A 12,372-nucleotide genomic window follows, 5' to 3' on the forward strand; every position below is an offset into this window, starting at 1 on the left:
TCTGGCCTCACCGGTTGTCCGTCCTACAACCCCAGCGCGCTCGATTACAGGCGACAAACAGCATGTAGCCGCTGCCGAGCCCGCGAGGCTGCGAACGGTTCGCGCAGCGACCGCAACCCCTGAATCCGCGCGCTATCTGGCCTCACCGGTTGTCCGTCCTACAACCCCTGCACGCTCGATCGCAGGCTGCATCGATAGCCGCGTCCCTGGCGTTGTGTCACTGTTGCCAGCGGTCGAGTCGCTGTAACCGATTTGTTTTATCGCCCGGCTACTTTCGTTTGGCTGATGGCTTTTTGCTTAGTTTGTGAGTGCGCTTCGGCGTGCAATCAGTACAATTGCTCCTTTTTTACCGCCGGGTATGGAAGCTTCCGGCTAATGCCACGAGACGTCCATGCTCATCGGTACCTACTCCCCCGCACTGGTTCTGATTTCCCTGTTTGTGGCGATCCTGGCCTCCTATACCGCGCTCGACATGACCGGTCGCATTGCCACCACCCAGGGGCGCGCGGCGCTGTTATGGATGACCGGCGGTTCGCTGGCCATGGGGATCGGGGTGTGGTCGATGCACTTTATCGGCATGCTCGCCTTCAGCCTGCCGATCGCCCTGGGCTACGACGCCGGCATTACCGCGCTGTCGCTGCTGATTTCCGTGCTGTCCTGCGGTTTCGCCCTGTGGCTGGTGAGCCAGCAGCGCCTGCCGCTCTGGCAACTGGCCTTCGGCGCGCTGATCATGGGCGCCGGGATCAGCGCCATGCACTACACCGGCATGGCGGCGATGCGCATGCAGCCGGGCATCGACTACGACCCGAGCCTGTTCGGCGCCTCGCTGCTGATCGCCGTCGGCGCCTCGGCCGCGGCGTTGTGGATCGCCTTCCGCCTGCGGCGCAATACCCCCTATGTACGCCTGGCCCGCTGCGGGGCCGCGGTGGTGATGGGCATCGCCATTGTCGGCATGCATTACACCGGCATGGCCGCGGCACGCTTCGCCGACGGCAGCTTCTGTGGCGCGGCGGTGGACGGCTTGAGCGGCAAGGGCCTGGACAACCTGGTGCTGATCACCACCTTGGCGGTGCTGGTGATCGCCTTGTTGACCTCGGTGCTCGACGCCCGCCTGGAAGCCCGCACGGCGGTGCTGGCCGAGTCGCTGACCCTGGCCAACCGCGAACTGACCCAGCTGGCCCTGCATGACACCCTGACCGGCCTGCCGAACCGCACGCTGCTCGCCGACCGAATCGACCAGGCGATGCAACGGGTGACGGAGCAGGGCGACTGTTTTGCGCTGATGTTCATCGACCTGGACGGCTTCAAGCCGGTCAACGATGCCTTTGGCCATCACATGGGCGACCAGTTGCTGCGCGAGGTGGCCCTGCGCCTGCGCGAAGACCTGCGCAGCCAGGACACCCTGGCGCGGATCGGTGGCGATGAGTTCGTGCTGCTGGTGCAACTGAACGAGCCGGACGATGCCCTGCGCCTGGCCGCGCGCCAGGTGGGGCTGATCGGCCAGCCGTTCCGGGTCGTCGAGCATGAGTTGCAGATTTCCGCCAGCGTCGGCATCGCGCTATACCCGGGCAACGGCCTGACGCCCCAGGAACTGCTGATGAATGCCGATGCGGCGATGTATCACGCCAAGGGCACCGGCAAGAACGGCTACAGCTTTTTCGACGCCTCGATGAACAGCGACGCGCGCCGGCACCTGCAACTGCTGCAAGACCTGCGCAACGCCGTCGAACACAATCAGTTCAAGCTGTATTACCAACCCAAGTTCGACGCCGCCAACGGCTTGCCGGTGGGCGCCGAAGCCTTGCTGCGCTGGGAACACCCGCAGCTGGGCCTGCTGCTGCCGGACAAGTTCATTGGGCTCGCGGAAAAGACCGGCTTGATCATCCCTATCGGCGAGTGGGTGCTCAACGAGGCCTGCCGGCAGATGCGCGAATGGTACAGCGAGGGTTATGAGGGCTGGCGGATCGCGGTGAATATCTCCGCGCTGCAGTTCTGCCATGCCGGGCTGGTGGACAGCGTGGCCAGGGCGCTGAGCCGCCATCGCTTGCCGGCCAACAGCCTGACCTTGGAAATCACCGAGACCACGGCCATGAGCGATGCCGATGCGAGCATGACCGTGCTCAAGCAGTTGTCGGCCATGGGCGTGGACCTGTCCATCGACGACTTCGGCACCGGCTATTCGAGCCTGATGTACCTCAAGCGCCTGCCGGCCAACGAATTGAAGATCGACCGCGGTTTCGTCCGCGACCTGGAGCACGACAGCGACGATGCGGCGATCGTCTCGGCCATCGTCGCCCTGGGCCAGGCGCTGGGCCTGCGCATCGTCGCCGAAGGCGTGGAAACCAACGCGCAGCAGGACTTCCTGACCCAGCTGGGCTGCGATTCGCTGCAGGGTTATTTCCTCGGCTATCCGCTGCCGGCCGCACGCTTCATGCAGAGCATCCACCAGGCCGAACAGCTGGCGCTCTGAGTGCGTCGAACGCCTGCCTGCTTCGCAGGTTCGCAGCCTTCGGCAGCGGCTACAGCGCGTCTGTAGGAGCGAGGCTTGCCCGCGATGACGATGGGCCAAACGGCACAAAATCCCAAGACCGTGCTAGCGCAATAACATCACGGCCGTGCCGGCCGATCGCAGCCTGCGGCAGCGGCTACAGGTTTCAGGTCCAGCGCCTTTGCTCTTGTAACCGCTGCCGCAGGCATCGAGACGGCAGGCGCGACGCTTTGTCAGTCAGTGCCGGAAGCGGCTCGCAGAAGGTTTGCAACGCTGGTCCCAGGGTGTTTAATTGGCGGCGTTCAAAGATCAGCGAGGGAGTTGGCAGCATGGACAAGGTCATCCTCATCACCGGTGGCGGTCGCGGTATTGGCGCGGCCACCGCGCTGCTGGCCGCGCAACAGGGCTATCGCATCTGCATCAACTACCAGGCCGACGAACAGGCGGCCTTCCAGGTGCTGGAGCAGGTGCGCGGCCTGGGTGCCCAGGCGATTGCGGTGCGGGCCGATGTCAGCATCGAGGACGAAGTGATCGGCCTGTACCACCGGGTCGACGCCGAACTGGGGCGGGTCACCGCGCTGGTGAATAACGCCGGCACCGTCGGCCAGAAGTCGCGACTCGACGAAATGTCCGAGTTCCGCATTCTCAAGATCATGAAGACCAACGTGCTCGGGCCGATCCTCTGCGCCAAGCATGCGGTGCTGCGCATGTCGCCACGGCATGGCGGGCAGGGCGGCAGCATCGTCAACGTATCCTCGGTCGCCGCCCGCCTGGGCGCTCCTGGCGAATACATCGACTACGCCGCCTCCAAGGGCGCCCTCGACACTTTCACCATTGGCCTGTCCAAGGAAGTCGCCGGCGAAGGCATCCGGGTCAACGGCGTACGCCCGGGCTACATCTACACCGACTTCCACGCCCTGAGCGGCGACGCCGACCGTGTCAGCAAGCTGGAATCCGCCATCCCCATGGGCCGCGGCGGGCGCCCGGACGAAGTGGCGGAGGCGATCATCTGGCTGCTGTCGGACAAGGCCTCGTATTCCACCGGGACCTTTATCGACCTGGGCGGTGGCCGCTGAGCCGCAGGCCATAGGCCCGACCGTGTAGGCGCCGGCGCTTACCGGCCTGGAATCGGCGGTGGGCTGAAGCGGCGGGCGTACTCGAGCATGTCCCGCGGGAAGACCATGTGCCGCACGGCGCTGTCGTCGAGATCGTAGAGGTAGGCGATGGCCGCGGCCTCGAACGCCCAGTAGCCAAAGTAACTGCCGTCCGCGTGATCCAGATGGCTGTCGTGCCAGGAAGCGTGTTCGAAGGCCAGGTACCATTGGTTGCAATATTCCACCAGCAACTCGCGGGCCTCGCTGGGCTCCTCGGTATAAATGGCCTTGATCAGGGGCGTGTAGACCTCGTGATTCCACTGGTCGACGTCCTCGCGGCCGGGCAGGTAGGCCTTGAGCAAATCTTCGACCAGGGTGTCGTCACCGTGATAGCCGGCGCGGTCTTGCAACAATGCCAGGCGTGGCAGCAGGTCGTTGCGCTGCAGCAGGATGCACAGGCTGATGACCTGCACGTACTCCTCGAAGTCGTGCGGGTAGTCGTCGATAGCCAAGGGCGCGATATCCGGCATCTGCTCATGGAGCGCCAGTTTGCGCTGATAGTCTTCATACGCCTCGATCACCCCATCCAGGGCCTGGGCCAGTTGCTCCAGCGGCTCGCCGCCGGTGTAGCCCAGGATCAGGCGGTGTAGCCGTGCCTGCTGGACTTCCCAGGCCTTGAGGGAGGCTTCTTGAAGCGGGCTGTCGGCCATCATGCTGTGGGTCCGCCAGTGGGCTTCGACGCCTTCCAGGCTTTCGCGTTGCTGCTGGTACTGCTGCTGGCTGAGAAACACTTGTCTGCGGTTCATGTCGGGGCCTTGGTTCAGTACACGGGAATCAGGGTGAAGGGCGCCTTGCGCTGGGAGGCTTCCAGCAGCAGGGTCGGCAGGTCCACCTCGCTCGGTTCCAGCTCAAGGGCTTCCAACTCTTCTTCCAGCTGCCGCAGGTCGGCTGGCAGGGCACGAATCGGCAGGCGCTGGTAGGGCCGCGGGTCTTCGCCGTAGTACACCTGGGCCGGGCCGGGAGGAATACCTTCCAGGCGGGCAAAGCCTTCTTCGTCCAGGCTGCCTTCGGCTTGCGAGCCGTCGCTGAAAACTACCCGGTAGGCGGCGCCGGAGACCGGTTCCAGATTGGGGTAATGCAGGTTCAGCTCCAGCCAGTGGCCTTCGCCGGTGAGCGGCTCGAGGCCTTGGTTGATCGCCTGGGTGGTGCGGGCGGCGTCGCGGGATTCGGCCGGCAATGCGTCGCGGACGGCTGTCTTGCCCGGCTCGAGGGAAGACTGCGGCTTGGCCAGCAGGGCCGGGCCGCTGCTGTGGGCGGCGGCCGAGTTGTTGCGCTGCACGGCGATCCAGGGGGCGATGCGGTCGCGCACCGACTCCATGAGAAATTCGCTGTGTTGCCGCGCTTCATCCAGGTTGTGGATCACCAGCCGCTGTTGCTGGGGTGTCAGGCCTTTGAAGGTGGAGGAGGTGCGCACGGCGCTGACGATCTCGGGCATTTCCTCGCTCAGGCGTCGTGAGTCCAGGCATTTTTCCAGCAGTTGCTCGGGGCTGGTCTTCAGACGGCAGGCCAGCAGAGCATGGCGGATCAGGTCGAACAGGCGTTCGGCATGACGCTGGGGGGCACGGTTGATCAGGCGCAGGATGATCTTCAACTCCTGGCCAGGGCCGGGGATCCAGCCGATCAGGGCCAGGGCCAGATCGAAGAAAGCATCTTCCTCGTCCTTGGGGTTGTTCACCGCGTCCAGTTCGAAGATCGCCTGTACGCAGTCGTAGGCGTTGAGTTCCTGGGCCAGCAGGGGCAGGCGCCCGCGCTGGATGGCCTTGCTCAGTTCGACCTTGGCGTCTGGATAGTCGTCGTAATACAGGTCTTCGACCATGCCGCGCTCCTTCCCTGGAAAATTGGAGCGCGGATGCTGCATGAATTGCGGCGGAGCGACAAGGCCTAGGATTAGAACGAGCGCACGATCCGCCCCAGGGTCTCCATGGCCTGTTCCGCCGCGTCGTTCCACGGGCTGCCGTAGTTGAGGCGGATGCAGTTTCGAAAGCGCTGGGTCGGCGAGAAGATCGGCCCCGGGGCGATGCTGATGCCCTGGGCCAGGGCCATCTGGAACAACTTCAGCGAGTCCATCTGGGCGGGCAGTTCCAGCCACAGGAAATAGCCGCCGGCCGGCTGGCTGACCCGGGTCTGCGCCGGGAAATAACGGGCGATGGCCGCGAGCATGGCACTTTGCTGTTCTTCCAGGGCATAACGCAGCTTGCGCAGGTGGCGGTCGTAGCCGCCGTGTTGCAGGTAGTCGGCGATGGCCGCCTGGGCCGGCATCGAGGCGCACAGCGAGGTCATCAGTTTCAGCCGTTCGATCTTCTGCGCGTAGCGCCCGGCGGCGACCCAGCCGATGCGGTAGCCCGGCGCCAGGCTCTTGGCGAACGAGCCGCAGTGCATTACCAGGCCCTCGGTGTCGAACGCCTTGGCTGGCTTCGGTGCCTGCTGGCCGTAATACAGCTCGGCGTAGACGTCGTCCTCGATCAGCGGCACCTGATGGCTGCGCAGCAATTCCACCAATTCCTGCTTCTTCGCCTCGGGCATGGTCGCGCCCATGGGGTTCTGGAAGCTGGTCATGCACCAGCAGGCCTTGATCGGATGGCGTTCCAGGGTTTGCGCCAGGACGCCCAGGTCGATGCCGTCCCGCGGGTGCACGGGGATTTCCACCGCCTTGAGCTTCAGGCGCTCCAGCACTTGCAGGCTGGCGTAGAAGGCCGGCGCCTCGATGGCCACCAGGTCGCCGGGTTCGGTCACTGCCTGCAGGCACAGGTTCAGGGCTTCCAGGGCGCCGTTGGTGATCAGCAGCTCTTCCATGGGCAGCATCAGCCCGCCAACCATGTAGCGCAGGGCGATCTGCCGGCGCAGCTGCGGGTTGCCCGGCGACATGTCGGTGACCACCACCCGCGGGTCCATCTCGCGGCTGGCGCTGGCCAGGGAGCGCGACAGGCGTTGCAGCGGGAACAGGGTCGGGCTGGGAAAGGCCGAGCCGAAAGGCACGGTGGCCGGGTCCTTGATCGAGTCCAGCACCGAGAACACCAGTTCGCTGACGTCGACTTCGGTGGACTCGTTGACCTGGCTGCTGATCACCGGCTCGGAGAACGGGCTGGGCGCGTGGGTGTTGACGAAATAGCCGGAGCGCGGCCGGGCGCGGATCAGGCCGCGCCGCTCCAGCAGGTAATAGGCCTGGAACACCGTGGACGGGCTGACCCCATAGGTCTGGCTGGCATAACGTACCGAAGGTACGCGCTGGCCGGGGCCGAGCACCCCGGAGCGGATCAGTTCTGCGATGTCGTCGGCGAATTTTTCGTAGCGTTTCATGGGACGGCTCGGGATAGGCGGAAATGGGGCCGGTGCTGGCGCCCCCTGTGTAGGCGCAAGGCTTGCCTGCGATGGGCCGCAAACCAGCAGCGTGTTCTAGCTGCTGGAGCGCGTTGCCCCAATCGCGGGCAAGCCTCGCTCCTACAGGCGAGGCGGGGCCCAGTCTAAGGGATCAACGGTTCAACGGCGCAACAAACCGGCTCTTGGCCACGCTGTAGATTTCCGGCTGGTCGGCGTCGACCACCTTGAAGCCGAGTTCCTGGGAACTGCTCTGCGGCTGGTCGGTAAGCATCGCCACCGACACCGGCAGGTCGACGATTTCGCCGGCGGCCAGGCTGACTTCGGTCTTGCCGTGCAGCTGGAAGCCGTCGCCGTCCACCAGTTGCAGGCGGTAGTCCTGGCGTTGCTGGGTCTTGTTGATGATCTTCAGGCTGTAGATGTTCTCGATCTGGCCCAGGCTGTTTTCGCGGAACAGGCCACGGTCCTTGCTGACGTCCAGCGACACCATCGGCCGCTCCACCAGCGCCAGCGCCAGGGCGCCGATCATCACCAGCAGCACCACGCTGTAGCCGACCAGGCGCGGGCGCAGCAGGTGGGTCTTGCCACCCTGCAGCTGGTGCTCCGAGGTGTAGCTGATCAGGCCGCGGGCATAGCCCATCTTGTCCATGATCGAATCGCAGGCGTCGATGCAGGCGGCGCAGCCGATACATTCCATCTGCAGGCCGTCGCGGATGTCGATGCCGGTCGGGCAGACCTGCACGCACAGCTGGCAATCGATGCAGTCGCCGAGGCCGATATCGGCGGGTTTCACGCCGCGTTTGCGCGGGCCGCGGATGTCGCCGCGAGCCGGGTCGTAGGAAATGGTCAGGGTGTCCTTGTCGAACATCACGCTCTGGAACCGCGCATAAGGGCACATGTGCATGCACACCGCCTCGCGCAGCCAGCCGGCGTTGAGGTAGGTGGCGCCCGTGAAGAACAGCACCCAGAACAGGCTGACGCCGCCGATCTGCAGGGTCAGCAGCTCCTCGGCCAGCGGCCGGATCGGGGTGAAATAGCCGACGAAGGTCAGCCCGGTGAGCAGGCTGATGGCCAGCCACAGGGTGTGCTTGGCCGAGCGGCGGATCAGCTTGTTGAGGTTCCAGGGCGCGGCCTCAAGCTTGATGCGCTGGTTGCGCTCGCCCTCGGTGATCTTCTCGCACCACATGAACAGCCAGGTCCAGGAGCTTTGCGGGCAGGTATAGCCACACCAGACGCGGCCGGCGAACACCGTGATGGCGAACAGGCCGAAGGCGCAGATGATCAGCAGCGCCGAAAGCAGGATGAAATCCTGCGGCCAGAAGGTGGCGCCGAAAATATGGAACTTGCTCTCTGCGAGGTCCCAGAGCACCGCCTGGCGGCCACCCCAGTTCAACCACACGGTGCCGAAGAACAGCAGGAAGAGAAAGCCTGCGCCGCTCATGCGCAAGGTGCGGAACAGGCCGGTGAAACTGCGGGTGTGGATCAGGTTGTCGCTGGATTTGGCCTTCGTCTTTGGGCGCGCAGGCTCGAATGTTTCTACTAATCGGACGGGGATTCTATCGCTCATGGTCATTCGCTCATCAGCCTCCATCAGGCGGGTGAACTATGCCCAGCGATCTGTTTGCATAACAGACTCAGGTATCGCAATAAAAAGCAGATCAGATGGCCGCCAGGGGCTGCCCTGCGACAACTTGCCATACCTGGCCAAACACCGACTGTCGGGCGTCGGCGGCGTCTGGCACAGGCCTGCGCCGGATGCCGTGATGCAGATCAGGCAAATCACCGAATCACTGCCGCCGGCCTGCCAATGCCACCGCGCGTGGTGGCGCCTGCTACGGTCAATACAACGGCTTCTGCTGCGGTCGGACAGCGGCGCTGGCCTTAGAGGCGAGCCGCCGATGGATCGCACCTTTTGCCGGGCGCCGCTGTCCTTTCATTAGGCAGGCGTCATTGAAGGCCGCGAGAAGGCCGGCGCTGGCCACCCACAACAACCCGAACGGAAAAGGACCTGCCCATGAACGCCTGGTGGCATGAAGTCTGGGTCACCCTGCAAGCGGAGTTCGCCGATATCGGCGATGCCCGGCAACTCACCCAGATCACCGTACGTTTGCTGATCGCCGCGCTGCTGGGCGGCATCCTGGGTTTTGAACGCGAGCACAAGGGCAAGGCTGCCGGGGTGCGTACCCATATGCTGGTGGCGCTGGGGGCGGCGCTGTTCGTGCTGGTGCCGCAAATGTCCGGCTCCCAGGCCGATGCCATGAGCCGGGTGGTGCAGGGGGTCATCGCGGGCATCGGCTTTCTCGGCGCCGGCACCATTCTCAAGGGCAAGCAGGACGAGGAAGGGCATGTCAAAGGCCTGACCACTGCGGCCGGGCTGTGGATGACCGCGGCGATCGGCGTCTCGGTGGGCGTCGGCCGCGAAGCCACGGCGGTGCTCAGTACCCTGCTGGCGCTGGCGATCTTCAGCGTCATGCCCTGGATAGTGCGCAAGCTCGAAGGCGACGAGCCGCCAGGGTGAAGCGCGGCGGCATCGCCAGCAGGCTCGCCCCGCACGGCCGCGACAAGCCGAGGGAGCGAGCTTGCTCGCCGATAGCCTGGCCACGGAACGCGAGCCCATTGTCTACGCTTGTCATGATTTTGCTGTAGCGGTGGTCATGGCGAAGCAGGGTTTTGACGAAGCCAGCGTTTTAATAAAGCGATGGCTCGACGAAGCCATGATTCGACGAAGCCATGCCTCGACGACGCTAGGCTTTTCACCAGGCCAGCGTCCCGGGCCTTGGTTTAGCGATGACGGGCGCCGGTTTGCCGGGCGGGTCTTCCTTGGGCGGCGGTGGGTTTTCCGGCGGCTCCTCCTCGGGAATCGGCTGCGGTTCGGTGGGCGGCACGGGCGGGTGGTCGATGTTCGGGTCGGGCGTTTCTGCCGGGATCGGGATGCTCATCGGTATGGCCTCCTTTGTGCTTGGTTTTGCACGGTGTTCCAAGGTGGACCATCGGCCCGGTGATTTGATTCCCGGCGCAGCGGGGCAAATCCACCTGAACTTTTCCCCGTGTCGCGTCTCGGAACCTAAGTGCTTCGCTGATCCGCACGGTGGGTGCGGATGGACTGATCCTGAGGGTAGAGCGCCGGAATAAACCAGTAACAGAGCGTCCATTGGGCGTAAGGAGTGATGCTCGATGACTGCGCAAAAACCGACTGAACTGCACTACAACCCGAATCTGCCGCTGTCGCAGGCCTTGCTGCTGCCGCGCATCGTCATCGAGAACACCATGCCGGTGATCGACGGCGGCCAGTTCGCCGCCAAGGCGGTGGTGGGGCAAGTGGTGCGGGTCAGCAGCAAGGTGTTCGCCGATGGCCACGACAAGCTGGCCGTGCGCATCCGCTGGCACGCCGAAGCCGACAGTCACTGGCACAGCGAAACCATGGAGGAGCTGGGCAACAATGGCTGGGCGGGTCAGTTCACCGTGGCCAGCCAGGGCCGTTACCTGTATTGCATCGAGGCCTGGATCGACCAGTTCGCCAGCTTCTGCTACGAACTGCAGAAAAAACACTTGGCCGGCGTTGCGGTCAGCCTTGAGTTGCAAGAGGGCCGCAGCCACGTGCTGCACGCCGCCGAGCGCAGCGAAGGGCCGCTGCGCGAGCAATTGCTGGCGCTGCACCATGAACTGGCAACATTGCTCGAAGCCGAGCAGGTGGCGCTGTTCCTCGACGAGCGCAGTGCCGCGCTGATGGCCGAGGCCGACCACCGTCCCTACCTGAGCCTGAGCCCCGAGTACCCGCTGGAGGTGGAGCGCGAACGCGCGCAGTTCGCCAGCTGGTACGAGCTGTTTCCCCGCTCGATCACCGACGATCCGGCGCGCCATGGCACCTTCAACGATGTGCACTCGCGCCTGGGGATGATCCACGACATGGGCTTCGACGTGCTCTACTTCCCGCCGATCCACCCCATCGGCCGCAGCTTTCGCAAGGGCCGCAACAACGCCCTGACCGCCGGCCCCGACGAGCCGGGCAGCCCTTATGCGATCGGCAGTGATGAGGGCGGCCACGAGGCGATCCACCCGCAGCTCGGCAGTCGCGAGGACTTCCGGCGCCTGGTGGCCGCCGCCGCCGAGCACGGCCTGGAGATCGCCCTGGATTTCGCCATCCAGTGTTCCCAGGACCACCCCTGGCTCAAGCAGCATCCGGGCTGGTTCAACTGGCGCCCGGACGGCAGCATCAAATACGCCGAGAACCCGCCGAAGAAATACCAGGACATCGTCAACGTCGATTTCTACGCCATCGACGCCATCCCCAGCCTGTGGCTGGCGCTGCGCGACATCGTGGTCGGCTGGGTCGAGGAGGGGGTGAAGATCTTTCGCGTGGACAACCCCCATACCAAGCCGCTGCCGTTCTGGCAGTGGCTGATCGCCGATGTGCGGGCGCTGTACCCGGAGGTGATCTTTCTCGCCGAGGCCTTCACCACGCCGGCGATGATGGCGCGCCTGGGCAAGGTCGGTTATTCCCAGAGCTACACCTACTTCACCTGGCGCAATACCAAGAGCGAACTGGCGACCTACTTCACCGAGCTCAACCAGTCGCCGTGGCGTGAATGCTACCGGCCGAATTTTTTCGTCAACACGCCGGACATCAATCCGTTCTTTCTGCATGAGTCGGGCCGCCCGGGGTTTCTCATCCGCGCCGCGCTGGCGACCATGGGGTCGGGCCTGTGGGGCATGTATTCGGGCTTCGAGCTGTGCGAGGCGGCGCCGATCCCGGGCCGGGAGGAATACCTGAACTCGGAGAAATACGAGATCCGCCCACGGGACTTCAGCGCCCCCGGCAACATCGTCGCCGAGATCGCCCAGCTCAATCGCATCCGCCGGCAGAACCCGGCGTTGCAGACCCACCTGGGCCTGCAGGTCTATAACGCCTGGAACGACAACATCCTGTATTTCGGCAAGCGCACCGCCGACCTCAGCAACTTCATCCTGGTGGCGGTCAACCTGGACCCGTTCAATGCCCAGGAGGCGCATTTCGAATTGCCGCTGTGGGAACTGGGCCTGCCGGACGACGCCCAGACCCAGGGCGAGGACTTGATGAACGGCCACCGCTGGACCTGGTACGGCAAGGTCCAGTTCATGCGGATCGAACCCTGGCGGCTACCGTTCGGTATCTGGCGTATCAGCGTCGCCTGATTCACATCGGTAGCCGCTGCCGCAGGCTGCGATTGGCCCGGAACGGGACGCGCTCTTGAGGCCCTTGAAGGCCCTGCGGGCCTTATCGCAGCCTCGCGAACTCGGCAGCGGCTACAGGGGGCAGGCTCGGCAGCGGTTATAGAGGCGCGCGATCGGTGTAGCCGCTGCCGCAGGCTGCGATCGGCCCGGAACGGGGCGCGCTCTTGAGGCCCTTGAAGGCCCTGCGGACCTTGTCGCAGCCTC

The 12,372-nt window shown here is 64.7% G+C and carries 9 protein-coding genes; 4 read left to right on the forward strand and 5 right to left on the reverse strand.

The window, feature by feature from the left end:
• Positions 1-391: 391 nt before the first annotated feature.
• Both BLV20_RS20550 and BLV20_RS20555 read left to right on the forward strand, forming a co-directional pair.
• Complete coding sequence (locus BLV20_RS20550) at positions 392-2,470, forward strand: putative bifunctional diguanylate cyclase/phosphodiesterase (protein WP_092304310.1); 2,079 nt, start codon at positions 392-394, stop codon at positions 2,468-2,470.
• Between the two features lie 347 nt (positions 2,471-2,817).
• Positions 2,818-3,564 (forward strand): SDR family oxidoreductase, encoded by a 747-nt coding sequence (locus BLV20_RS20555; protein ID WP_092304311.1) that lies wholly within the window; start codon positions 2,818-2,820, stop codon positions 3,562-3,564.
• 38 nt (positions 3,565-3,602) lie between these two features.
• Here the strand turns inward: BLV20_RS20555 and BLV20_RS20560 are convergent, their stop codons facing one another.
• The 4 genes from BLV20_RS20560 to ccoG all read right to left on the reverse strand — a co-directional run bounded on the left by BLV20_RS20560 (position 3,603) and on the right by ccoG (position 8,524).
• On the reverse strand, positions 3,603-4,388 hold the full coding sequence (locus BLV20_RS20560) for a PoNe immunity protein domain-containing protein (RefSeq protein WP_092304312.1): 786 nt from the start codon (positions 4,386-4,388) through the stop codon (positions 3,603-3,605).
• Positions 4,389-4,402: 14 nt separating this feature from the next.
• Positions 4,403-5,458 (reverse strand): hypothetical protein, encoded by a 1,056-nt coding sequence (locus BLV20_RS20565; protein ID WP_092304313.1) that lies wholly within the window; start codon positions 5,456-5,458, stop codon positions 4,403-4,405.
• Positions 5,459-5,529: 71 nt separating this feature from the next.
• Positions 5,530-6,939, reverse strand: coding sequence for a GntR family transcriptional regulator MpaR (gene mapR, locus BLV20_RS20570; RefSeq protein WP_092304314.1), 1,410 nt, complete (start codon positions 6,937-6,939; stop codon positions 5,530-5,532).
• Positions 6,940-7,111: 172 nt separating this feature from the next.
• On the reverse strand, positions 7,112-8,524 hold the full coding sequence (gene ccoG / locus BLV20_RS20575; protein WP_092304449.1) for a cytochrome c oxidase accessory protein CcoG: 1,413 nt from the start codon (positions 8,522-8,524) through the stop codon (positions 7,112-7,114).
• 447 nt (positions 8,525-8,971) lie between these two features.
• On the opposite strand from ccoG, the gene BLV20_RS20580 reads away from it, so the two are divergent.
• Complete coding sequence (locus BLV20_RS20580; RefSeq protein WP_092304315.1) at positions 8,972-9,475, forward strand: MgtC/SapB family protein; 504 nt, start codon at positions 8,972-8,974, stop codon at positions 9,473-9,475.
• Positions 9,476-9,710: 235 nt separating this feature from the next.
• Here BLV20_RS20580 and BLV20_RS20585 read toward each other — a convergent pair whose 3' ends face one another.
• Positions 9,711-9,896, reverse strand: a complete 186-nt coding sequence (locus BLV20_RS20585; RefSeq protein WP_092304316.1) for a hypothetical protein — start codon at positions 9,894-9,896, stop codon at positions 9,711-9,713.
• A 235-nt stretch (positions 9,897-10,131) separates the two neighbouring features.
• On the opposite strand from BLV20_RS20585, the gene BLV20_RS20590 reads away from it, so the two are divergent.
• Positions 10,132-12,129, forward strand: coding sequence for an alpha-1,4-glucan--maltose-1-phosphate maltosyltransferase (locus BLV20_RS20590; protein ID WP_092304317.1), 1,998 nt, complete (start codon positions 10,132-10,134; stop codon positions 12,127-12,129).
• Positions 12,130-12,372: the final 243 nt, after the last annotated feature.

Origin of the sequence: Pseudomonas sp. NFIX28 (genome assembly GCF_900107395.1) — a bacterium.
Classification (GTDB): domain Bacteria; phylum Pseudomonadota; class Gammaproteobacteria; order Pseudomonadales; family Pseudomonadaceae; genus Aquipseudomonas.